We start from the raw sequence: 22,229 nt of genomic DNA on the forward strand, positions 1-22,229 counted from the left end.
ACCCTTGACCCTCCGCCGGCCCGGCGCTTTGCTGACCGCGTGACGCGTCTGGTCGGGCGGCAGGACGAGCTTCGGGCGATCGAGCACGCCGTCCGGTCGGCGCGCCGACTGGTCGTGGTCACCGGCGAGGTGGGCATCGGCAAGACCCGGCTGGTGACCGACGCGGCGCAGGGGGCACGCGAGCTGGGTGCGGCCGTCGCCGAGGCGACGTTTCTTCCCTTGGGCGTACGCCTGCCGCTCCTGCCGTTCACCGAGATCCTCCGCGTCCTGGAGCCCACGTTCGGCGGCATCCTCGCCGACCTGCCCGCGCACACCCGTGACGGCCTGGCCCGCCTCGTCCCCGAGCTCGCCGGCGACCACGAGATCCCCGGGACGGTGCCGGCGAACGAGTGGCAGCGGCGGCGCATGTTCACGGCCGTCGGGCAGGTGCTGTCCCGCATCGCCGCCCGCCGCCCGGTCGTCGCCGTCGTCGAGGACCTGCACTGGGCCGACGAGGCGACGCTCGACCTGCTGACCTATCTGCGGGCGGCGCCGCTCGGGCCGGTCACGCTGATCGTCACGTGCCGCGACGACGAACCCCTCGAACCGCCGGTGGCACGCTGGCTCGAACAGGTGCGCCGGCCCGAGACGACGAGGGTGGAGCTGACCGGGCTGTCCCGTACGGCCCTGGCCGAGCTGGCCGGGCTGCCACCGGACTCACCGTCGATCGGTGAGCTCGCCAGGCGTACGCAAGGAAATCCGTTCTTCGCCCAAGAGCTCCTCGCCGCCGAGGGTGACCGGCCTCCCCGGGCCTTGACCGACCTGCTCCTGGCGCGATCGCGCCGTGCCGGACCCGCCGCCCGCACCGTGCTCGCCGTCCTCGCCGTTGCCGCCCGTCCCGTCACCGAGGCACTCGCCGCCCGCGTCACCGGCATGACGCCCGCCGAGGTGGCGTCCGCGACACATGAACTCGTCGACGCCAAACTCGCCGTTCCCGACCGTGCCCGGCCGGAACTCGGCTGCCGCGTCCAGCACGCACTGCTCGCCGAGGCGGTGGCCGGCGCCCTGCTCGCCGACGAGCGCCGCGCCGTTCACGCCGGACTCGCCGCCGCGTTGCGGGACCTGCGCGACCCGGCGCTGTCCGCGGAGATCGCCGGGCACTGGTCCGCGGCCGGGCGCCCTCGGGAGGAATTCGCCGCCCTGGTCGACGCCGCCGAGCACAGCCACCGCCTGTGTGCCTTCTCCTCCGCCGCCGACCTCTGGCAGCGGGCCGTCCATCTGACCGCCGACGGCCCGGACATCGCCGGCGCGCTCCGGGTGCGGACCATCGACGCGTTGCGGGCGTGCGGCCGGGACATCGAGGCCGAGGTGCTGACCGAGGAGACGTACGCGCTGCACCGCGACTCGGGCGACCGCGAACTGCTCGCCGCGATCCTGCACCGCACCGCCTGGACCCGCGGCGTGATCGCTCAGCGTGAGCCGCCGCCGGGCACCGCGGACGGGCTGTTCGAGCATGCGGCCGAGCTCTTCGAGGCGCTGCCGGAGACGGCGACCCAGGCCCGTTTCCTGGCCGACCACGCCCGCTTCCGGTGGATGAACAACTGCGACATCCGCAGCGAGCAGATCTATCGCCGGGCGGTCGAGGTGGCCGAGCGGTGCGGGGCGCCGCTGGAGGCCGCGGACGCGCTGACCGGCCTGGCGGACATCGCCTTCCTGACCGGCGACCCGGCGGACGGGTTCGCGCTGCTCGACCGGGCGAGCGAGGTGGCCCGAACGGAACCGGACAGCGACCTCAGCCTGCGCGTCGGTTTCATGACCGCGGAGTGCCGCAGCAACGCGCTGTACCGGATGGGGCGCCTCGATGAGGGTTCCTGGGTCGCGCTGGACGGTCTGGAACGGGCCCGGCGGGCGGGTACCCTGTCCGGCTATCCGGCGGCGGTGCTGCACCACAACGCCGCCGAGCCGCTGCTGGAGATGGGCCGCGTCGACGCGGCCGCCGCCGTGCTGGCCGGGGTGGGCGACGGTCCGCCGCAGGCCGACGACTGGAACCTGCACCTGCTGCGGGCCCAGGTGGAGATCTGCCGGGGTGCGGTCGGGGAGGCGGTGGCGCGTACCCGGGCGGTGGAATCACTCGGGCTGGCCGGGCCCCGGATCTGGGTCTACGAGCGGGTGCGGCTGCTGTGCCGGGCGCCGCTCTGGGCCGGGGATCCCGCGCGGGCCCTCGGTCACGTCGAGGAGGCGCTCGCGCTGTTCCGCGGGTGCGCGGTGGAGATCTACTGCGGTGAGCTGCTGGCCCTGGGTGCCCGAGCCGTCGCGGACATGGCGGAGACGGCCCGGGCCCGGCGGGGAGATCTTTCGGAGGCTCTCGCGGGCGCGGATCGCCTGCGGGACGCGCTCGACGCGATGGGTGGGCGGCCGTTCCGGGAGCATCCGTTCCTGGCAACGATTCCGGGCGATCGGGCGGACTGGGATGCGGAGATCGCGCGGGCCCGGGGTGTGCCGGACGCCGATGCCTGGGAAGCGGCGGCGCGGGTGTGGGAGGGGCTCGGCCGTCCCCATCGGCGCGCATACGCGCTGTGGCGCCGCGGTCTGCTGCTCACGCGGCGGGATCCGGCTGCGGTGGATACGGTACGCGCCGCGGCCTCGGCGGCGACCGGCATGGCGCCCCTGGAATCGGCCGTGCGGCGGCTGGCCCAGCGCGCGCGGATCACCCTGTCGCCGGGTCCGGCCGGCGCGGGTCCTGTCGTCGACTCACCGGTGGTGGACCCGTTCGGGCTCACCGCGCGGGAACGACTCGTGCTCGGGCTGCTGGCCGAGGGGCGGACGAACGCGCAGATCGGTGCCGCGCTGTTCATGAGCCCGAAGACGGCCAGCGTCCACGTAAGCCGCATCCTGCGCAAACTAGACGCGTCCAACCGTGTCGAAGCGGCGGCGATGGCCGAGCGCGCCGGGCTGACGGGTGCCTAGTGGCGGGATAGCATGTCGAATGCCCTCCGTGCACGTGATCTTCTGCCACCCGGACCCGGACAGCTTCACCCGCCGCGTCCTCGACGCCTTCCTCGGCGGGGTGACCGGCGCCGGGCACACGGCCACCGTCTCCGACCTCTACCTGCTGGGCTTCCACCCGGAGATGAGCCTCGCGGAATATCGGCGCGAGTCCGGCGCACACCCCGAGACAGTCCTGCCGGACGACGTGGCCGCGGAACACGCCAAACTGAGCGCCGCCGACGTGTGGGCCTTCGTGTACCCGGTCTGGTGGAACGACTGCCCGGCCCTGCTCAAGGGCTGGTTCGACCGGGTGTGGACGGTCGGTGTCGCCTACCGCCCGATGACGCTGCGGCCGGCGCGCAAGGCCCTGGTCATCTGCACGTGCGGCTACGACGAGGAGGGCCTGGGCGAACGGTACTCCGCCATGCGCACCACCATGGTGGACGACCGGATCGGAGCCCGCGCGGAGCAGGTCGAGTTCCATCTGCTCGGCGGCCGGGTGAACGGCGCCGGCGACAGACACCTGGAACTGGCCACCCATCTGGGCCGAACCGTCTGATTCAAGCTTGGTCGAGACGGCGGATCAGGCCGGTCCGTGAGCGCACGTCGAGTTTGATGAAGACGCGGCGCAGGTGGGACTCGACGGTGCGGGCGCTGAGGAACAGACGCCCGGCGATCTCCTTGTTGGACAGCCCCTCCGCGACCAGCTCGACGATCTCCCGCTCCCGCACGGTGAGTCCCGGCGCCGGCTCCGGCAGCGTCGTCCCCAGCCAGTCCGCCCCGGCGGCGGCATATCCGGCCCGCGCGGCGTCGTGCGCCCGCCCCGCTTTCGCCGGGTGCCCCGCGCGCTGGTGAACATTCCCGGCCAGGTGGAGACAGATGGCCTGCTCAACGGGCGCCCGCGCGCTCGCAAACCGCTCCGCGGCGGCCAGGATCGCACCCGGCTGACCGGACCCCGCCCGGAAAGCTACATAACCACGTATATATCCGGCAAGGGCGATTTCGTAGTCAAGCCCGGAGACGATCGCCACCGCCTCCGCCCGGTGAACCTCCGCCCACGCCGCCGCCAGCCCCGATATCGCGGGGTCGCCCTCCGCACGAGCAGGGGCGCGGGCACCACCCCGACCGGCCATGCGGGCCGGGGCCGGATCGGAGACGCGGGCCGAACCCGGACCGGCCGCGCGGGCCGAACCCGGACCGGCCGCGCGGGCCGAACCCGGACCGGCCGCGCGGGCCGGGGCGCGGATGCGGGCGTGGGCGAGTGCTCGGAAGGCGTGGCGGGCGACGGTGAGGGGCTGGTGAGCGGGCCACTCGTCCTGGCCGAGGAGGGTCAGGCAGCCGGCGGGGTCGCCGGCGAAGAGGCGGATCTGGGCGTGGCTCAAGCGGGCCATTCGGGACCAGGCGGCTGATCGGGGGCGGTCACGATGGGCGAGGCGGGTTGCGGCCTCCGAGGCCGCCGCCGGGCCGGCGGTCCAGAGCAGGGGGCGCAGGCGGACCACTTCGGCCATCGCCTCCAGTTCGGGGCTGCCGATTCGGCGGGCGGCCTCGGCGGCGTCCTCGGCCATCGTCAGGGCGGTGGTGAGCTGACCGGTGCGGACGTTCCACGCGGCGTCGAAGATCAGCAGGTAGGGAAAGGCGTGATGCGGTCCCAGCAGCTCCAGCATCCGCCGTACCCGGTGCAGGTGCCGCTCCGCCTCGGACAGTCGCCCCAGCCAGATCTCGGCCAGGACGAGCGGCGCGACGATCTCCACCTCGGCGCGCAGGTCGCCGTCGCCGACCGCGTCCACGGTTCGGGCCGCGGCGGTCAACCCGCGGCGGGCCGACGGCAGGTCCCCGCCGTAGATGCTGCCGAGCGCGTGCAGCACCTGTGCCGAAGCGGTCAGCCCCGGCCGGTGCCCGCACCCGTCCGCGAGCAGCTTCAGCGCCTGCCCGGCGTGATCGGTGGCCGCCGCCGCGTCCTCCCGGAACACCTCGATCGTGGCGAGTTCGATCCGCAGCTTGACCTCGGTGCCCGCGTCGAACCCGCCCTGGTTGTCCAGCCGGCGTTCGAGGAGGGCGGCGGCCTCGGCGAAATCGCCCAGCTGCCGGGCCACCACGACGCTGAACATCTCGGCCTGCCGCCGCAACGGGCCCTGCCGCAGACCGTCCAGAGTCGCGCGGCTCTCGAGCAGCCGGCCGCTTCGGCACAGCGCGCGGGCATGCCACAACGCGACAAAAGCGCGCTTTTCGGCGTACTCCTCATGATCGGGCATCACCCGCAGCGCGGCACCCAGCCATCGCGCCGCCTGGGCCGGCGCCCGGTGTGCGTAGGCGACACCCGCGCCGGCCAGGATCTCGGCGGCCTCCTCGTCACCGGATTGCGCTGACCGTTCGTAGTGATGCGCGATCAGATGTCGCGGTCCGTGACGGCGCCGGAGGTGCCGGGCGGCGCCGGCGTGGATCTCGGTGCGGCGGGCGGGGCCGGTCAGCTCGAGGACGGCGGCCCGGATCAGCGGGTGCCGGAATCCCGGGCGCGGGCCGTCGGCGTCGATCACGCGTATCCGGTGCAGGTCGTCGATCGCCGCTCCCACCTGCGTCGATGTCAGGCCGGTGACGTCGGTGAGCAGGTCGAGCGTGACGTGCCCGCCGATCACCGCGGTGGCCTCGGCGACGCGGCGGACCGGCGCGGGGCGGGCGGCGACCTCGGCGGCCAGGCCGGCCAGGGCGGGGTGCGCGCCGGGTGCGGCCCGGTCAAGGTCCGCGGAGGATGCGGTCAAAGCACTGAGCGTACGCGAGGACAGCTCACGCAAAGTGTGGAGGTAGAGCGGGTTCCCGGCTCCGGCGGCGACCACCATGGCTCGGTGCCCGGCCGGAAGATCGCCGAGCAGTGGACCCGCCTCGTTCTCGGTGAGCGGCGGCAACACGATCCGGGCCGCCGCGCCCGCGTGCCGCCCGATCGCCGCTGACACTCCCGGCTGCGCCTGCCCGCTGCGGAACGCGACCGCGATCAGATTCGGCCCGGGCGGCGGTTTCCGGATCAGGTGCTCGACGAGTTCCAGGGAGGCGGAATCGGCCCAGTGCAGATCGTCGAGGAGCAGCGCCGCACCGGACAACAGCGACCGCAGCCCGGCGTAACAGCCGCCCGGGGTGGCGGGGTTGCTCGGCAGCAGGTCGGTGAGGCAGCCGTAGGGGACGCCCTGCTCGAACTCGGTCGCCCGGCCGCTGTGTACCGGGAGGCCGGCCGAGGTCGCCAGGTCGGCGAGCACGGACAGCATGCGGGTCTTGCCCATGCCCGCCTCGCCGCTGATCTCGACGATCGTGAACGCGCCGCCCGCGGCCCGGGTCAGCGCCTCGCGCAGCATCCGCACCTGGGCCGCGCGGCCCACCAGCGTCCTCGGATTCACGCATAGACGTTCGCCTCGGGCTGCGTGCCGGATTGCGGGTTTGCGCCGATGTCCGGGTCCGGACAGTCCTGAGATCGTTTGTCCGCGCCGGCGCGTCCATGGAATCCAGGGGGAGGAAATCAATGGGACGAACTCTGCTGCGACTACTGATCGCGACCGCGGCCGGGCTGCTGGCGGTGGCGGGGCTGGCCGGACCGGCACGGGCGATCGATCCGACCAACCTGGGCGGGATCGACGTCAACGCCTACTGCCTGGCCGCCGGATATCCCGGCGGCGCCAAGATGATCAACAGCAGCGCGTCCGGGTGGAAGTGCGTCGACGCCAATCAGGGGCAGCACGGGCTGTCGATGACCGCGGCGTGCCGCTACCAGTTCGCCGACCTGGTGGGCGCCGGCCATCTGGTCTGGGACCACCGGGGCGGCGGTGCGACCGGGTGGCGGTGCCGGACCTGGTCGGGTTACGTCGACGGCAATGATCTCGACATCGCGCGGTACTGCCAGGCGCTGGGATACGACGGAGCGCGCGGGAATCCGCAGAACGTCGCGGACTGGTACTGCCAGCGGGGCTCGACGACCGACAGGGTCACCCTGCACGCCGCATGCCGGTGGCAGAACCCGGTGGAGGTCGGGTACGGCCGCATCGTGGTGGCGACCTATGAGGACTGGGGCAGTCCGTACGGGATCAACTGCTTCGCGTTCTGACGAACGAGAGCACGGTTCTCGTCCGCCGTGGCGGGAGCCGTGCTCCGCACGTACACAAATCATGTTTTTGATCTTCGAACGAGGGGGGTGATGAGCACGGTGAGAAGGCCCGCGGTGGCGATGGCCAGCGACGGGGAGGTGATCTCGGCGAGCGCGCCCAGCACGAGTGGGCCCAGGCCCTGCAGCGCCATCAGGCCGGTGGAGAGCAGGGCGAAGAGCTGACCGGTGCGGCCCTCGGGCGCGGATTCGAGGAACTCGCGCTGCAGGCCGAGGCCGTAGGCGAAGCCGAAGCCGGTGAGGGTCAGCAGGACGGTGACCACGGCCAGGGGCGGGCCGGTGATCAGGAGGATCAGCGGTGCGCCGAGGAGCACGACGAAGGCGCCGGTGTAACGCTCGCGCTGGGACGGGCGCAGGAAGCGGCCGACGATCAGGTTGCCGGTGAACATCCCTACCGCCGGCGCGGCCATGAGGAGGGCTCCGGTGCCGGCGGGGAAGCCACGGCGGGCTCCATAGGCGATCAGCAGGGCTTCGGCGCCGGCCACGAAGGCGGAGGGGAGCCATTGGGCGAGGAGCAGGCGGCGGATGGTCGGGTTGGCGAGCATGGTGGTGGCACCGGTCCAGCTTTCATTCAAGGTGCCCTTTTGTACTGTTTTTTCGTGCTTTTTCTGCTCGGGGGGAAGTGCCAGCTGGACTATGACCGCGGCGATCGCGTGGCAGGCGGCGGCGAAGAGCAGGGCCTGCCGCGGACCGAGAGTGGCCACCGCGACGCCGCCGCCGGCCAGGCCGAGCAGCTGGGCTGCGGACGAGGACATGCTGGTCAGGGAGCGGCCGAGGACATAGGCGTCACCGGTCAGGCGTTCGGCGATCACGCGGGAGGCGGCGCCGGCGAAGACCGGGGTGAAGCAGGCGACCGCGGCCACGAGCGAGAGGCTGACGGCGACCGGGAGGTTCAGCAGCGCCAGCGCGGCGGCCAGCGCTACCTCGAGCAGATAGCCGGCCACGATCAGGGGCCGGGCGCGCAACCGGTCGGTCAGGGAGCCGAGGAGCAGGCCGCCGACGAACTGGGGCAGGAAGCCGGCGCCGAACGCGAGGGCGCTGAGCAGAGGTGACCCGGTTCCGGCGTAGACCAGCACGGACAGCGCGAAGATCTGCAGCGAGACGGCGGCGATCGCGACGGTCCGCGAGACGAACAGGGCGCGGAAGGTCGGCTCGGCGAACACCTCGCGGTAGGAGGCCGGGCGGTCGGTGACGGTCATGACGGCAGCGTGCTCCGTGCCGGGCGGACAATCGAATGTTTCGCTCAGGGGCGTAAGGTCGAGCGGTGATGCGGTTCGAGGTGGGCGCCGAGGACCTGGTGCGGACCCGGTTCGCGCTGTCGCCGGTGTTCGAGTTGCAGCACCTGATCCGCGCGCTGGCCGGACCGCATCGGCAGGGAGTTCCGGAGGCCTGGATGGCCCGGCTGCGGCCGAGGTTCGCGCGGCTGCGGGACGAGCCCGGCGTGCAGGCTGTTTTGACGTTGCAGCTTCCCGGACTGGGTGCGACGTTCCTGTCGCCGCCTCCGCAGCGGCTCGGGCAGACGATCGAGGACGACCTGACCGCGGTGCGCGGCACACCGCCGGACGTCGCCCGCGAGGAGATCGACTTCTATCTGCAGCGCAGGCCGGACGCACCGGAGGCCGCGCGGGCGTTCCTGACCTCCGAGGACGTCCTGGACCGGCTGGCCGATCTGCTCGCCGCGGCCTGGGCATCGTTGCTGGCGGACGACTGGCCGCGGCTGCGCCTGCTGTGCGAGCGCGACGTGGTGCACCGCTCCGGCGAACTGAGCCGGGCGGGCTGGGCGGCCGCGATCGCCGGGCTGCACCGCAAGGTCCGCTGGCGGGACGGCGGCATCGACATGCTGGGCCGGTCCAGCGGCGTCACCCGGCTCGACGGGGCCGGCCTGCTGCTCGTGCCGTCGGTGTTCGTCTGGCCGGAGTTCGCGGTGTACGCCGACGAGCCCTGGCCGAAAGCGCTGGTCTATCCGGCTCGGGGCGTGGCCACGCTGCTCGAACGCGGCCCGGGTGAGCCGCCGGAGCACCTGGCTCCGCTGATCGGGCGGTCCCGGGCTCTGCTGCTGGGCGCGCTGGGTGACGCGGCCAGCACCAGTCAGCTCGCCCGGGCGTTCGGGATGGCGGTCGGGGCGGTCGGTGATCATCTGGCGGTTCTTCATCGGGCGGGGCTGGTGGAGCGGGCACGGTCCGGGCGGGTGGTGCTCTATCGGCGGACGGCGCTGGGCGACGCCCTGGTCAGCGGGTCGCCCCCTTTAGCGTGAGTCGCTTTCGTCAGCGGGCTGCCACCCTTAGTTCGGCCATGCTTGTCCAGGCTTGGCCGTTCACCTCAGACATCGCCCTGACCCGGACATAACGGGCGGCGCGCGCGCTGAAGCAGGCGTTCTGCTCGGCGGTGCCGGCCACCCACGTGCCGGTCGCCGCCGGGCTCCCCCAGTTCGTGCCGTCGGCCGACGTGTAGACCTCGTACTGCGCGATCATGCCGTTCGGATCGTTGGGCGTCTGCCGGGGCAGTTGGTAGACGCAGCTGACGCTCATGCTGCGTCCCAGGTCGAGCTGGATCTCGTGCGGGTGCCGAGGATCCGGGTCGACGGAGAAGACGGTGTGCCACATGGACGCGGTGTTGCCGTCGAGCACGTTCGTCCCGCGGTAATTACCGGCCGTGATCTCCTGCGAGTCGACCGAGCGCACGGTCAGCGCCTGCCGGGGCAGCTTAGCGGCGACCGCGACGTTCAGCTCGGCGACGCTCGTCCAGCGCTGGCCCTTCACCTCGGACAGCGCACGCAGCCGCACGTACCGGCCGGTCTTGGCGGCGAAGGTTGCCGACTGCTCGGCGGTGCTGTCGATCCACGTGCCGGTGGCGACCGCCGTGCCCCAGTTGGTGCCGTCGGCGGAGACATAGACCTCGTACCGGGCGATCCGGCCGTTGGGCGACGCGTCCTGGCGGGGGCGGTAGTGGACGGCGGTCACGTCGTACTGGCCGCGCAGATCCAGCTGGATCTCGTGCGGGTGCGCCGGGTCGGTGGCGGCCGACCAGACGGTGTGCCACATGGTCGCGTTGTTGCCGTCGAGCGCGTTGGTGCCCCGGTAATTGCCGGCGGCGGTCTCCTGCGAGTCGACCGAGCGCACGGTCATCTGGCTCTGCGCCAGCCGTTGCTGCACGAAGGAGGCGGTATAGGTCCGGTTCGCCGCCGGTGCGGTCACGGTGTGCGTCTGGGCGCCGGCATCGGACCAGGCGGCAAAGATGTACGGGACACCGCCGGCGGTCTGCGGCGTCACCCCGCTGATCGAGTTGGCCGAGCCCTGGATGACCGTACGCGTGAACGGCGTGGTCTGCGCCGTCCCGCCCACGGTGACCTGCGTCCCGGCCGGATTGCCCTGGAACGTGAGCTGGACGGTCCGCGGGTCGATGCGCCGGGTCACGGTCGACGAGAGCCCGCCCGCGTCGGTGGCGGTCAGCACGAGCTCCAGATAGGACGGGTACTCGTGATCGGGCGCCGGGAACGTCGTCCCGGTGGTGCCGTTCCATTCCTGCGCGGTGTGGACGTGGCAGTTGTCCGGGGTGAAGCAGTGGTACTGCAGCAGCCGCCACCGCAGCGCCGACGCCGGCAGGTTCCCCTGGTCAGGGTCGGTCGCACCACCGCTGAACGTGATGTTCTCGCCAACCGCGAACGTACTACCGCCCGCCGGACTGTTGATCACCGCGGCCGGCGGACTGTTGCCCGACTGGATCTCGACGGTCTGCGTGTCCGCGGCGTCCAGGCTGTCCAGCACGCGCAGCCGAGCCGTGTACGGGCCACCCGACGGATACGTGAACGACGCCGTGGGGGTGCGCGCGTCCACCGTCCCGTCGTTGGTGAAGTCCCACTCGTACCTCAACAACCCCGCGTCGGCCGGGTCCGGATCACTGGACTGGCTCGCGTCGAAGTTCACGGTCAGCGGCGACGGCCCGGTCGTCGGCGAGGCGGTCAGCGCGGCCGTCGGTGGCTGGTTGCCCGCGAAGTACCGGATCCGGCGAATCGTGCCGCCACTCATGTCCACGTAGTAGAGGTCGCCGCCCGGCCCGATCGCCAGATCCACCGGGTTTGCCGCGCCGGCCGCGAACGTCACCCGGTTCGCCGCGACGGGCACCCCGCCCGGCGCGCTCGGCAGCATCGCCCAGATGCAGTCCCGGGTGTAGTCGGCGAAGAACAACGCGCCCTGATACGCCGCCGGGTAGTCGCCGCCACTCGTGGGCGAGAACGCCAACCCGGACGTGCTCGATCCGCCGGTCGGGCAGGCCTCGTCCGCCACGACCTTCTCGGTGTGCCGATAGGTGTAATACGGTCCCGTCTGCCCCCCAGCTGTGTAGAGACTCTCGCAGAGGTCCAGGTTGGCGCCGTCATAACCGTTCTGCCGATCAGCACCTTCAAAACAGGGCCAACCCAGATTGCGTACGGTGGTAGCCGTATCGGTCAGCCGGTTGACCTCTTCCCACTCGTTCCAGCCGACGTCGCCCACCCAGATCTCCCCGGTGCCCGGCCGCATCGCGAACCGGAACGGGTTCCGCAACCCGTAGGCGACGATCCTCCGCGTGTTCAGATCGGCCGCCCCGATCGCCGGATTGCCGGGCGCCGCAGCACCGGTAGCCGGGTCGAGCCGCAGAATCGTCCCGTCCAGACTCGTCGGGTCGGCGGCACTGCGCACATCCTGCGACCGCAGCGCGCCACCCTGCATCGTCGTGTCGCCACACGGGTTGGCCGGATCCCCCAACTGCCCCCAGTCGACGAGGTTGAAGCTCGCCCCGTCACCGGAACTCAGGTACAGCATGCCGTCCGCCCCGAACCGCAGGTCGCCGATCGAGTGCGACGAGTACTGCTGACACCAGTCGTGCAGCAACACGGTCTCACTGCCGTCGAGCCCCAGCCGCGACAGCCGCCCGGTCACGATGCACTGACCACCGTTGGCCCCACCGACCGCCGTGCAGTTGTCGTTCCAGACAGGCGCGGTCTGCCCCGGCGGCGCGTCATACGTGTAGAGCACATAGACATACGGCTGAGCGGGAAACCCCGGCGGCAGAGCAAGCCCGAGCAGCCCACGGTCACCCTGGTTGTGCACGTTTGCACGAAGATCGGCGAAAAGCGTAGGCGTCGTGTCAGCGATCGAGTCAAAAACCTTGATCCGCCCCGATTTCTCCGCCACGAATATCCGCCCGTCCGAGGCAAACTCAAGATTCGTAGGAAGATCCAGCCCGCTCAGAACGATCTGCTCCCGAAACCCAGCCGGAAGCTCCCGCGCCTGCGCTGTCGCCGACCCGACAACAGCCGCCGTAACCACCACCAGCAGGCCGACGACCATACCGGAAACCACTCGCCGAGCCGCCATCGGCGTCCCCTCCCCCTTGAGGCCCGGGGAGGTTTTCCACGAACCCCGGGAGGGGATGACAACACGCCATTGAGGACGATGGTTTACCGAGTATTAACTTCTTCGTGATCCGTCCAATCTGACTTATTGAAATGGGCCGCGCATAAGCCTCCCCAAGCTCAACATTCGTGATCATGCCGATAAGCGGTTCATCCGGCCAGGTGATGTTGAATACCACCGGGCGGAACTATGCGGTCGGAGGGTTTAATTCGTAGCTCTCCGGGTGTAAAGGCTTTCCAGGCTGTCTCCGGGCGCCGCCGGCCCGCGCCGCACCACTTCCCTCGCTCACCCCCCGCCACCACGCCGCGTCAGGTTCGGACGAACAGGCAGAAGGGGTGACCGTCGGGGTCGAGGCACACCCGCACGTCCTCCTGCGGTTGATGCTCAGCCACCGTCGCCCCGAGCGCGACCGCCTGGGCGACCCCGCTCTCCAGATCCGCCACCTCGATGTCCAGATGTGACTGCATCTGCGGACGCCCCGGACGAGACGGCCACACCGGCGACTCAAAGGCATCCTCGGCGTGAAAGGACAGCCCCGCCCCGTCCGACGCCACGAGCTGAACCCAGCCGTCCTCGTCCGTCGTGATCGGCCACTCCAGCAGCCGCCCGTAGAACAAAGCCAACCGCCGCGGGTCAGGCGAACTGATCGTCGTAGCCGCCAGTTTCATCCGCCCAACGTTTCCCGTGCTCGCCCGCCCAAACCCGGGTGCCGTGCCGCGGTGACCGGGTACCCTGCCGCGGTGACAGAAGGCCCCGCCCGCTTCGGCGGCCGCAACAACGTCGTCCTGGCCATCGTCCTCGACTGCTCCGACCTGGACCGCTCCTCCGCGTTCTGGTGCGAAGTCCTCGGCTATCACCCTCCCTCCACCGGCCCCGGCCCTTACCGCCGCCTCCTCCCCCTCGACGGCAACGGCGTAGAACTCCTCCTCCAACGCGTCCCCGAACCCAAGACCTCCAAGAACCGCCTCCACCTCGACCTGCGCGTCCCCGACCTCGACGCCGAAGTCACCCGAATCGAAGCCGCAGGCGCCCGCCGCCTGACCGAAAAGCCGGTAACCGAGGAGAGCTGGCGGTGGCACATCCTCGCCGACCCCGACGGCAACGAGTTCTGCGTGCTGCAGCCCCCACCCGAGCGCCTGTAACCGCGCGTCCCGCCAGCAGCGCCCCCACTCCAGCCGGTCCCGTGGCAACGCTTCTCTTCGTCAATCGCACATAGCAGCCCTCCTCGCCGCCGGCCCCGCGCACGCCAGCAGCCTTCCTCGCCGCCGGCCTCGCGCCCCACCAGCAGCCCTCCTCGCCGCCGGCCTCGCGCCCCACCAGCAGCCCTCCTCTCCTCTCCTCTCCTCTCCTCCTCCTGGCCCTCCCGTCCGTGGCGGTCACGCCGGCTCGGTCCGCTCCGGTCAGCCCTCAGCCCTCCTCCCGTCAGTACCTGGCCGATCAGCACCCGTCGCCGAAGCAGAGCTCCAGAAACCCCAACCGGAACGCCGCGTCTCTGGCCAGCAGGAACCCGACGATGCCGACGATCCACGACAGCGCATTGCTGTTCGCCATCCAGTTGCTGACTCGTGTCAGCAGCGGCTCGATCCGCTTGCCCGTGATCAGCCGCAGCGCGAGCAGCACCAGCGCTGGGACGATCATCAGCAGGCAATACCCGGCCATCACCGCGGCGACCTGCGCGACCGGCAGCTCGGCGGTGGTCAGGAGGCCGATCGCCGCGATGTAGGGCAGCATCGTCGTCACCTCAGCGGCCGCGGCAGCGAGCGCGAGCCCAGCCAGTCCCAGCGCGCCGCCGCCCTTGCCGTTGCCGTCACTGTTGCCGTCGCCGTCGCTGGACAGGGCGCGCTCTCGCCACCGCACGAGACGGCCACCGCCGGAGGCAGGTCTCTTCTTGCGATCCAGCCGGAAACTCCAGAAGAACAGTCCCACGCCCAGAATCAGCTGAATCCACATCGCCGGCCGCGTGTCGAGGACACGGGCGATCTGCGGCAGGAACGCGTCGGCTCCGAGCGCCACAGTCATGCCCACGGCGAAGTAGAACGCGGCCACCGTACCCAAAAAGATCAAGATGCGACCCGGTCTGAGTCGTCCTGGATGCAGAAGCAGCCAGATGGGGATGAGTAGCGTTCCGAAACTGGTGGAGTCGATCAATGCGAGAACCGCCAGCGACCCCAGAAGCGCGATGTCCATGGCGGCAACTCTGCCGGGAGCGCGTCGCGCTTGGCGTCGGCCAAAAGATGTCAGGGGTACGGAAAACTCGTACATCCTTTGGCCGACGACCGATCCGCCGCGCCGTGGTGGGATGTCCGCGTGGCGCTCAATGCACTCTGGCGAGAACGCAGGCGATACCAGGACGTCCTGACCGCGGTCGCGACGTTCCTGGCCGGCCTGGCGTTCAACCTTGTCGGCCTGACCGACGTCTGGACGCTGCCCGAGATCGACAGTCTCGCCGGCGCTCCCTCATGGTGGCACACCGTCCTTCTGGCGATCGGCTGTCTCGCCATGCTCGGCAAGCGCCGCCGTCCGATGCTCGCTCTCGGTGTCGGTGCGCTCGTGGGCGCCGCCGACCTGGCACTCGGCGGCAGCGTCGCGGTCGTGCTGGTGCTGTTCGATCTCATCTTCTCCGCCGGGCTCTATGCTTCGGCGCGCGCCCGGGCCGCCGTCACCACCGCGGTCTTCGTGGTCGTCGGCACGGCCAGCGTCGTCGCCGGTCTCGCACTCGGTGAGCTGCGCATCGGCGTCTTCGTCAGCCTGCAGTTGACCACTCTGCTGTTCGTGCCGCTGTGGTGGGCCGCCAACATCCGGCAGCAGCGCCAGCTGGGCGTTCTCGACGCCGAGCGAACCGCACGCGAGGCCGTGCTGGCCGACCGTGCCGCGATGGCGCGCGACCTGCACGACGTCATCGCCGCGCACCTCTCGACGACCGCGATCCACTCCGGTGCCGCTCTGGCCGCACCACCTGATACCAGCCGGGACCGCGCCGCCCTGCGGGCCGTCCGCACGAGCAGCCTCGCCGCCCTGGAGGAGATGCGCTCCATGATCATGCTGTTGCGAGCCGACGATCCCGTCGGCACCGATCTCACCCTGCCAGGCGGCGTGGACCGCCTGCCCGACCTGGTGGCGGAGGCCTCCGCCGGCGGGCTGCGGGTCGAGACGAACACCGCCGACGATCCCGGCATGCCCGCGGTCGTCTCGCACACGGTCTACCGAATAGTCCGCGAGGCTCTCACCAACGCCGGTAAACATGCGCCAGGTTCATCGGTCACGCTCGACATCTGCTACCCGGGCGACCTGGTCACCGTCGACATTGCCAACACTCTGACCCACGCCCACTCGATCGACCACCACGCCCTGAGCTCCGGGACAGGCTTGGTCTCCCTACGCGAACGGGCAGCCCTTCTCGGCGGCGACCTCACCGCAGGCCCCGACGACGCCCACTTCCGCCTCCGAGCCACCCTCCCCCTCAACCCAGCCGGCGCCGCTTCCGGCCGCCCACGCTCATGACCACCACCGAATCAGTCATCGCCCGCTACACCATGCTCGAGGATCCAATGCCCACCGCACCCGACCACCCGACGCTCATCGCCCGCGAGCCGCCGCTCACAACGCCCGACCAGCCGACGCTCATCGCCCGCGAGCCGCCGCTCACAACACCCGACCGTCCGGCGCCCGCCGCGCCCAGCCAATCGGCGCCCACGACCCCAGGCCAGCCGACGCCCGCCGCACCCAGCCAACCGCCGCTCACAACACCAGACCAGCCGACGCCCGCCGCACCCAGCCAACCGCCGCCCACAACAATCGACGAACCGACGCCCGCCGCACCCAGCCAACCGCCGCCCACAACAATCGACGAACCGTCACCCGCAACGCCCAGACAATTGCCGCTCACAACACCAGGCCGGTCGACGCCCGCCGCGCCCGGCCAACCGACGCCTGGTGCTTCCGAGCAGGCCGCCGATCCCGTGGACGCATCGTCGATTCGTGTGCTGGTGGTCGACGACCATGCGGCGATCCGGGCCGGGATGCGACTGATGCTTGAGCAGGCGCCGGACATCGTCGTGGTCGGTGAGGCGTCGGACGGTGAGATCGCGGTTCGGCAGGCCATCGCTTTGCGACCCCACGTCGTGCTGATGGACGTCCGCATGCCCGGCACCGACGGGATCAGCGCGACCCAGTCGATCACCTCGGCCGGAGTCGCCGACGTGCTGATCCTCACGACGTTCGACTTGGACCAATACCTGTTCGGGGCGTTGCGCGCCGGAGCCGCCGGATTCCTCCTCAAGTCAGTCGAGCCATCCGCCCTCATCGACGCCGTCCGCCGAGTCGCCGCCGGCGACGGTTTCCTGGCGCCGGAGGTCACCCGCCGCCTGCTCAGCGCCTTCATCGCCGCCGACAAGCAGGTGGTGTCCAGCCCACCCAAGGTTCTAGACAACCTCACCGATCGCGAACACGATGTGCTCACCGCCCTCGGCCGCGGCCTCTCCAACGCCGAGCTCGCCGCCAAGCTGGCAATTACCGAAGCCACAGCCAAGACGCACGTCAGCCGAGTTCTCGCCAAACTCAACTGCACGTCCCGCGTCCAGGCCGCGATCCTGGCAAAGGAGGCCGGCTTGGTTTGACCAACAACGGCCCGGCACGGTCGCGATCGCCGACCGACTGGGATTGGCCGCCTCCACCGTGCACGCCGCAGTGGTCCGTTGCCGCCTGAACCGGCTCTCCCCAACGCTGCTCCTTTGCCACCAATGGCGAGAGGGGGCTCCACCGGGGCTCCCTGTCACGATTGGCGCGAGAGGACGCCACCAGAACTCCCCGCCACGATCGGCGAGCGAGGGCTCCGCCGGACCGAGGGAAGGGTCAGGAGTGGAGTGTGGCGGCGGGAGACTCGTGGAAGCGCGCCCGGTACCGCAGGGTGAATCGTTGCGATGTCAGGAACCCCCAGCGGCGGGCGATCGCTGGGACCGAGGTTTGACCCGGTTCGGCGGCGACCAGGTCGGCGTGGGCTGCCAGGAGGCGGACATCCCGCAGGTAGGCCATCGGGGTGACGCCGTGTTGCCGGAGGAACTCGGTGTGCAGGCGGCGGCTGCTGGTCCGGCCGATCGCGGCGAGGGAGGCGAGCGTGTGGGGACGGCTCGGTTCGTCGTGGATGGCGTCCACGACGCGGCCGATGCTGCGCGCGGGCACGTGTGCGAAGAACGTGCCGGCCCGTAGCGTGTCACGGTATTGATGATCGGTGGCGAGCAGGAGGGCGGTCATCAGCGTCTCTTTCACCGGCTCGGCGACCGCCGGACGGCTCAGCAGGCTGTCCGGGTTGGCCATTTCCTCGCCCAGTAGGCGGACCAGGCCGTTGAACGTGCGCCCGGCGCCCTGCCCGATGTCGATCTGCCCCGCCAGCCGGATGCAGCCGTTGACGCGGACATCGAACACCGCCTCCAGATGGGCCTCCAGCGCCCACCTGTCGATCTTCAGCGCGTGCAGGTGACAGTCGGCACTGGACCAGTGCAGCGCGGTGTCGCCGACCGGTTGATAGACCGCGGCGCGCCGCCATGTGCCGCTGATCGGGCGCCCGCCCTGGGAGGCGTAGAAACGTCCCGCCTGCGGCACGTTGACGTGGTAGCAGCCGAGTTCGCTGGTGACGCCGGCCATTGCCGCGCCGTATCGGACGTCGGCGAGGGTCATCACGTCCAAATGCATGAAAGCGAAACGCGCGTCGAGGAAGGAGCCGGGTTCGAGCAGGCGCATCGAGCGCGGGTACAGGTGCGTGCCGCAGATCTCGCGGGCTTCGTCGAGGTCGTCGGTTCGCACCGAGATGACGGGGCTGGTGTCCATCGCCCGCTCCTTCGACCGAGATCTTCGCCGGGGACGACCAGGTGCCGATGACAACGGATTTCACACGATCCGTCCAGGCTAAGTCTCGCATCGATCGGGCGCCCGGAGCCGCACAAACCGGCGCCAGGACCCGGACAAGCCGACCCCAAACGCCGCAAAAATGTCCCCGAGACCGCACAAACCGGCACCAAGAGCCGCGCAAGCCGCTGACGAGAACAAGCCGCTGGCGAGAACTACAGAGAACGCGACGCGGCCCAACCCTTGAGCCGGGCCAGGTGCGGGTCGCCGGCGCCCTCCGAGATGGCCGGTGACCCGAGAACGATGAGGCCACTGGCGCCGTCGATGGTTATCGGGGTGCCTTCGGGAACGACTCGGCTGCCCGCGAAAACACAGGCGGAGGTGGGGTCGACCGTCAGGGTGGTGGCGGCCACCACGGCGGGTTTGGCCATGGAACGCGCCACCACTGCCGCGTGGCTGGTCGGGCCGCCCCGGCTGGTGACCACACCCGCAGCAAGAGCCAAGCCGTGCATGTCGACGGGTGAGGTGTGTGGACGTACCAGGACGACAGGCCCGGAGCGGGCCATCTGCACGGCGTGGTCGGCTGTCAGCGCGATGCGGCCGGCCGCCACGCCAGGGCTGGCGCCGATGCCGCGGGCCAGCACGTCGAGATCAGCGGTGGTGGAGATGTAAAGGGCCCGGGCCAGACGTAGATCGCGGGAGGAGACACGAGCCACGGCGGTCCGGCGGTCGATGAGGCCCTCGTCCACCAGGTCGACGGCCACGCGGACGGCGGCGCGGCCCACCAGCCCACCCGGGCGCACCTGCAGGAACCACAGCCGGCCCGCCTCGAACGTGAACTCCACATGGCACGCATCCCGATAGTGCCGCTCCAGCGCGGCCAGGGCCGAACCGAGCTCCTCCCACATCCCGGGTTCACGAACGGCAAGATCGTGAAGCGGCTGGGTCTCCGACTCGCCGGCCACGACCGCGTCGCCCTGCCGCCCGAACAGCACCTCGCCGTAGAGCGCACGCTCACCCGTGGCGGGATCCCGGCTGAACGCCACGCCGGTTCCACTGTGCTGATCCCGATCACCGAACACCATCGCCTGCACGATCACGGCCGTGCCCAGATCATGCGGAATCGAGTGGAGCTCCCGGTAGGTGACGGCCCGTGGCGTGTTCCACGACGAGAACACGGCCGGCACGGCCTCCCGGACCCGGGCCCGCGAAACGTTCAAGATCGTGTTCATCATCCCGGGCATCGAAACCGCGGCGCCCGAGCGCACCGAAACCAGCGTGCCAGCACCAGCGATGCGCGCGACCGCGTCGTCGAGACCGTCCGGCATGCTCCCGTCGCGAAGGAAACTCCTGCACGCCGAGGCCGGGATCACGAACGCCGAAGGCACCGGCAACCCCAGCCGCGTCATCTCCACCAGTCCGCGGGCCTTCGCGCCGATGATCTCCACCGGAGCCTCGAGCGACGCGGACACCTCGAAGATCACCGGGGAATGCCCAGAGTGGCCAGTAGATCCTCGTGCAGCTGGAACCACACTCCGTGATAAGAATCGGTCGCGCTTGCCAGGTACTCCCGCTCCCCGGACCGCGCTCGGTCGAGCGCCGCACCCAGCCTCACGCTATACGCGCCGAACCGAGGCAGTGCGGCCGCCAGCGACGAGCAGATCGGTTCCGCCCGCTTGTCCAAGTCTTCGAATCGAGCCAGCACCCGAGCCGTCTCAAGATCCTCGTCGAGCGCCGCCGAGCAGAGGTCCAGAAGTTCAGGATTCAAGATCAAAAATTTTTTGTACGCCGAAAGCACGTCATCCCGCACTCCCGCCTTCGAAACCTCGTCCAGAACCTGACGCGCGTCCTCCGCCTTGCCCGCCTCGGTAAGCCCCCACGTCGGAAAGGGCGGCGGTGTCCGCACCACGAACCCGTCAACCGCCAGATCGATCAGGTCCGACTCGACCTCCGACGGCGTAGACCCGGTGACATCGGCGATTCGCGTCAGTTCCGCGTACCCCATGCAGCGCAACGAATGCAGAACCGTGTTCATCCCTCGGATTCCCCTCCCACGACGGCCGCCGCATGCCCGGCGCCCCGCCCACGCGCCCGCGCAACAATCCGCCCACCGCGCACCCGAACCGCTTCCTCCGTGTCATCCCCCACCGACAGCCCAGCAGCCGCCGCGACCACCCCACCCTCATCGAGCACAACCCTCACCGGCACGCCACTCACCGTCCCGAGCCCACCCGGCCCGAACACCCGCCGAAGGCAAAGAGCCAGATCAGAAACCCGCAAGCGTACGAGCGCGCCCACCTCCACCGGATCCCCACCGACCAGCACGACCGTCAGCGAGTCACCCGGCCGCACCGCGCGGACCGCCTCCTCCGCCCCTCCCAGCCGCCGCGCTCCCAGGAACAGCACGACACCGTCACCCCCCAGCCCGACCGGTCCGTCGATCATCGCGTCGGTGACCGAGGACGGCGGATCCCAGGACTCCGAACACGGAACCGCCGGGGCGATGAACGGCAGGTGTGGCGGATCCCAGGAGTCCAGCCCCTCCATCGCCGCGAGGTAGCGGCAGGCGCGCGCCACCTCGAACGGATCCCCGAACCCGGCAGCGGTTTCCGCCAGGTGATCAGCACCGGTCAGCAACGTCAGCATGAGTTCGGCCAGGCGCACCCGCCGGGCAGCCCGTGGGCGGCACGTCTCCAACCGCAGCGCCAGCAGCAACGTCTCCAACGCGATCAACTGCGCCTGAACAGCCCGCCCCGGCTCGTCGTCGAACACGCCGGTCACCGACAACGAACGGAACCGCGCCGCGGCCGCCGAGTCACCCGCGAGCGGCAGCCGCTCCAGCCAGACCCGCGCGAACGCCTCCCCCGCCGCGGCCACGTCCTCCGGCACCGTGTCGAACCCGCCGACATGGCGACTTTGCAGCGCGTCGAGCAGCACCGCCAGATAGAGCGACCGTTTGCTCGGAAAGTTCGAGTAGACCGCCCCGCGCGTCATCTCGGCCCGCTCGGCGATGCGGTCGACTTTCGCCTCCGCATAACCCCACTCGGCGAACTCCGCCGCAGCCGCGAAAAGCACGGACGCCCGGGTCCGCTCCTGCTGCTGTGCTCTGGTCAACCTCACCACGCTGCTCAGAATACGCGCAGCATCCGAATGTTCTGAACATCCGAATGGTGGAAGCTTGACCCTCGACCTGGTCGAGGCGCCACCGTTGCCGCCCATGAGCACCGAACAGACAGTGCCGGACGAGATCATGACCGCGATGGCGAAAGCGGTCGAGCAGGGCCGAGCCGGCGACACGAGAGCCGCCCGCGAGGCCCTGGAACAACTCTGGGAATCAGTAGGCGACCACGGCGACGCGCTGCACCGGTGCAGCATCGCCCACTACGCCGCCGACCTGCAGGAGACGGTCACCGACGAGCTGATGTGGGACGAACGCGCCCTGGCCGCCGTCACCGACCTGACCGACGAGCGCGCCCGGAAATATCACGACTCGCTCCAGGTACGCGCCTTCCTACCGTCCCTGCACCTCAATCTCGCCGACGCACACCGCCGCGCCGGCAACGCCACCGAGGCGCAGCACCACCTGGCCGCCGCGACCGAGACCGTCCACCTTCTCCCCGACGACGAGTACGGCCAGATGATCCGCGCCGGAATCGCGAAAAACCACGCAGCCCTCGGCGAAAACGCGCCCACCCAGCCGCCTCCCCACCGGCAGTAATCGGCAGCCGCCGACCCAAAGCCAACACACGGCTGACGGGCGGAAGAGGCCCGGCGGCGGGGTCGAGGGGCCATCGGCGGCCGGGCAGGGAACGGCCCGGCGGCGGAGTCGAGGGCATCGGGCGGCCGGGCGGAGAACGGCCGGGCGGAGAACGGCCGGGCGGAGAACG

At 70.7% G+C, this 22,229-nt stretch carries 17 protein-coding genes; 8 read left to right on the forward strand and 9 right to left on the reverse strand.

Annotated features, from left to right (window positions below; translation table 11 throughout):
* Positions 1-39: 39 nt before the first annotated feature.
* Together AB0M02_RS26735 and AB0M02_RS26740 are read left to right on the forward strand one after the other, a co-directional pair.
* Complete coding sequence (locus AB0M02_RS26735; protein ID WP_364231284.1) at positions 40-2,946, forward strand: AAA family ATPase; 2,907 nt, start codon at positions 40-42, stop codon at positions 2,944-2,946.
* A gap of 19 nt (positions 2,947-2,965) precedes the next feature.
* Positions 2,966-3,526 (forward strand): NAD(P)H-dependent oxidoreductase, encoded by a 561-nt coding sequence (locus AB0M02_RS26740; RefSeq protein ID WP_364231286.1) that lies wholly within the window; start codon positions 2,966-2,968, stop codon positions 3,524-3,526.
* A 1-nt stretch (position 3,527) separates the two neighbouring features.
* Here the strand turns inward: AB0M02_RS26740 and AB0M02_RS26745 are convergent, their stop codons facing one another.
* Positions 3,528-6,350: a LuxR C-terminal-related transcriptional regulator gene (locus tag AB0M02_RS26745; protein ID WP_364231288.1), complete on the reverse strand. Its 2,823-nt coding sequence runs from the start codon at positions 6,348-6,350 to the stop codon at positions 3,528-3,530.
* A 122-nt stretch (positions 6,351-6,472) separates the two neighbouring features.
* Between AB0M02_RS26745 and AB0M02_RS26750 the strand changes: the two genes are divergently transcribed.
* The gene (locus AB0M02_RS26750) at positions 6,473-7,051 is read left to right on the forward strand and encodes a hypothetical protein (RefSeq protein ID WP_364231291.1); all 579 of its coding nucleotides are present in this window, start codon (positions 6,473-6,475) and stop codon (positions 7,049-7,051) included.
* Between the two features lie 59 nt (positions 7,052-7,110).
* On the opposite strand, the gene AB0M02_RS26755 is transcribed toward AB0M02_RS26750, so the two are convergent.
* Positions 7,111-8,307, reverse strand: a complete 1,197-nt coding sequence (locus AB0M02_RS26755; RefSeq protein WP_364231294.1) for an MFS transporter — start codon at positions 8,305-8,307, stop codon at positions 7,111-7,113.
* 68 nt (positions 8,308-8,375) lie between these two features.
* Between AB0M02_RS26755 and AB0M02_RS26760 the strand changes: the two genes are divergently transcribed.
* Positions 8,376-9,362 (forward strand): DUF5937 family protein, encoded by a 987-nt coding sequence (locus tag AB0M02_RS26760; protein ID WP_364231642.1) that lies wholly within the window; start codon positions 8,376-8,378, stop codon positions 9,360-9,362.
* Between the two features lie 10 nt (positions 9,363-9,372).
* Here the strand turns inward: AB0M02_RS26760 and AB0M02_RS26765 are convergent, their stop codons facing one another.
* Both AB0M02_RS26765 and AB0M02_RS26770 read right to left on the reverse strand, forming a co-directional pair.
* Entirely contained in the window at positions 9,373-12,462 is a 3,090-nt protein-coding gene (locus AB0M02_RS26765; RefSeq protein ID WP_364231296.1) for a discoidin domain-containing protein, read from the reverse strand.
* A gap of 347 nt (positions 12,463-12,809) precedes the next feature.
* Positions 12,810-13,169: a VOC family protein gene (locus AB0M02_RS26770; RefSeq protein ID WP_364231298.1), complete on the reverse strand. Its 360-nt coding sequence runs from the start codon at positions 13,167-13,169 to the stop codon at positions 12,810-12,812.
* A 72-nt stretch (positions 13,170-13,241) separates the two neighbouring features.
* Here AB0M02_RS26770 and AB0M02_RS26775 point away from each other — a divergent pair, with 72 nt between their 5' ends.
* The gene (locus AB0M02_RS26775; protein ID WP_364231300.1) at positions 13,242-13,643 is read left to right on the forward strand and encodes a VOC family protein; all 402 of its coding nucleotides are present in this window, start codon (positions 13,242-13,244) and stop codon (positions 13,641-13,643) included.
* A gap of 295 nt (positions 13,644-13,938) precedes the next feature.
* Here AB0M02_RS26775 and AB0M02_RS26780 read toward each other — a convergent pair whose 3' ends face one another.
* A complete protein-coding gene (locus tag AB0M02_RS26780; protein WP_364231303.1) occupies positions 13,939-14,688 on the reverse strand; it encodes a GAP family protein in 750 nt (249 codons plus the stop codon).
* Positions 14,689-14,808: 120 nt separating this feature from the next.
* Here AB0M02_RS26780 and AB0M02_RS26785 point away from each other — a divergent pair, with 120 nt between their 5' ends.
* Together AB0M02_RS26785 and AB0M02_RS26790 are read left to right on the forward strand one after the other, a co-directional pair.
* A complete protein-coding gene (locus AB0M02_RS26785) occupies positions 14,809-16,002 on the forward strand; it encodes a histidine kinase (protein WP_364231305.1) in 1,194 nt (397 codons plus the stop codon).
* Between the two features lie 458 nt (positions 16,003-16,460).
* The gene (locus AB0M02_RS26790) at positions 16,461-17,117 is read left to right on the forward strand and encodes a response regulator transcription factor (RefSeq protein ID WP_364231645.1); all 657 of its coding nucleotides are present in this window, start codon (positions 16,461-16,463) and stop codon (positions 17,115-17,117) included.
* 235 nt (positions 17,118-17,352) lie between these two features.
* Here the strand turns inward: AB0M02_RS26790 and AB0M02_RS26795 are convergent, their stop codons facing one another.
* The 4 genes from AB0M02_RS26795 to AB0M02_RS26810 form a co-directional block, all read right to left on the reverse strand.
* Positions 17,353-18,324, reverse strand: a complete 972-nt coding sequence (locus AB0M02_RS26795; protein ID WP_364231307.1) for an AraC family transcriptional regulator — start codon at positions 18,322-18,324, stop codon at positions 17,353-17,355.
* Positions 18,325-18,557: 233 nt separating this feature from the next.
* Positions 18,558-19,826 (reverse strand): PEP/pyruvate-binding domain-containing protein, encoded by a 1,269-nt coding sequence (locus tag AB0M02_RS26800; protein WP_364231309.1) that lies wholly within the window; start codon positions 19,824-19,826, stop codon positions 18,558-18,560.
* Positions 19,823-20,377 carry a transcriptional regulator gene (locus AB0M02_RS26805; protein WP_364231311.1) on the reverse strand — a complete coding sequence of 185 codons (555 nt, stop codon included), beginning with the start codon at positions 20,375-20,377 and terminating at the stop codon, positions 19,823-19,825. Before AB0M02_RS26805 ends, AB0M02_RS26800 begins: the two co-directional genes overlap by 4 nt.
* Positions 20,374-21,465 (reverse strand): TetR/AcrR family transcriptional regulator, encoded by a 1,092-nt coding sequence (locus tag AB0M02_RS26810; protein WP_364231313.1) that lies wholly within the window; start codon positions 21,463-21,465, stop codon positions 20,374-20,376. Before AB0M02_RS26810 ends, AB0M02_RS26805 begins: the two co-directional genes overlap by 4 nt.
* Positions 21,466-21,559: 94 nt before the next feature.
* Here AB0M02_RS26810 and AB0M02_RS26815 point away from each other — a divergent pair, with 94 nt between their 5' ends.
* Complete coding sequence (locus AB0M02_RS26815) at positions 21,560-22,060, forward strand: hypothetical protein (protein WP_364231648.1); 501 nt, start codon at positions 21,560-21,562, stop codon at positions 22,058-22,060.
* Positions 22,061-22,229: the final 169 nt, after the last annotated feature.

This window comes from Actinoplanes sp. NPDC051861, from assembly GCF_040681145.1.
Classification (GTDB): Bacteria; Actinomycetota; Actinomycetes; order Mycobacteriales; family Micromonosporaceae; genus Actinoplanes.

Coding starts and splice junctions, on each gene's coding strand:
- AB0M02_RS26740 (WP_364231286.1), top strand. CDS start 2,966: ATGCCCTCCGTGCACGTGATCTTCTGCCACCCGGACCCGGACAGCTTC.
- AB0M02_RS26750 (WP_364231291.1), top strand. CDS start 6,473: ATGGGACGAACTCTGCTGCGACTACTGATCGCGACCGCGGCCGGGCTG.
- AB0M02_RS26755 (WP_364231294.1), bottom strand. CDS start 8,307: ATGACCGTCACCGACCGCCCGGCCTCCTACCGCGAGGTGTTCGCCGAG.
- AB0M02_RS26760 (WP_364231642.1), top strand. CDS start 8,376: ATGCGGTTCGAGGTGGGCGCCGAGGACCTGGTGCGGACCCGGTTCGCG.
- AB0M02_RS26765 (WP_364231296.1), bottom strand. CDS start 12,462: ATGGCGGCTCGGCGAGTGGTTTCCGGTATGGTCGTCGGCCTGCTGGTG.
- AB0M02_RS26770 (WP_364231298.1), bottom strand. CDS start 13,169: ATGAAACTGGCGGCTACGACGATCAGTTCGCCTGACCCGCGGCGGTTG.
- AB0M02_RS26780 (WP_364231303.1), bottom strand. CDS start 14,688: ATGGACATCGCGCTTCTGGGGTCGCTGGCGGTTCTCGCATTGATCGAC.
- AB0M02_RS26795 (WP_364231307.1), bottom strand. CDS start 18,324: ATGGACACCAGCCCCGTCATCTCGGTGCGAACCGACGACCTCGACGAA.
- AB0M02_RS26805 (WP_364231311.1), bottom strand. CDS start 20,377: ATGAACACGGTTCTGCATTCGTTGCGCTGCATGGGGTACGCGGAACTG.
- AB0M02_RS26815 (WP_364231648.1), top strand. CDS start 21,560: ATGAGCACCGAACAGACAGTGCCGGACGAGATCATGACCGCGATGGCG.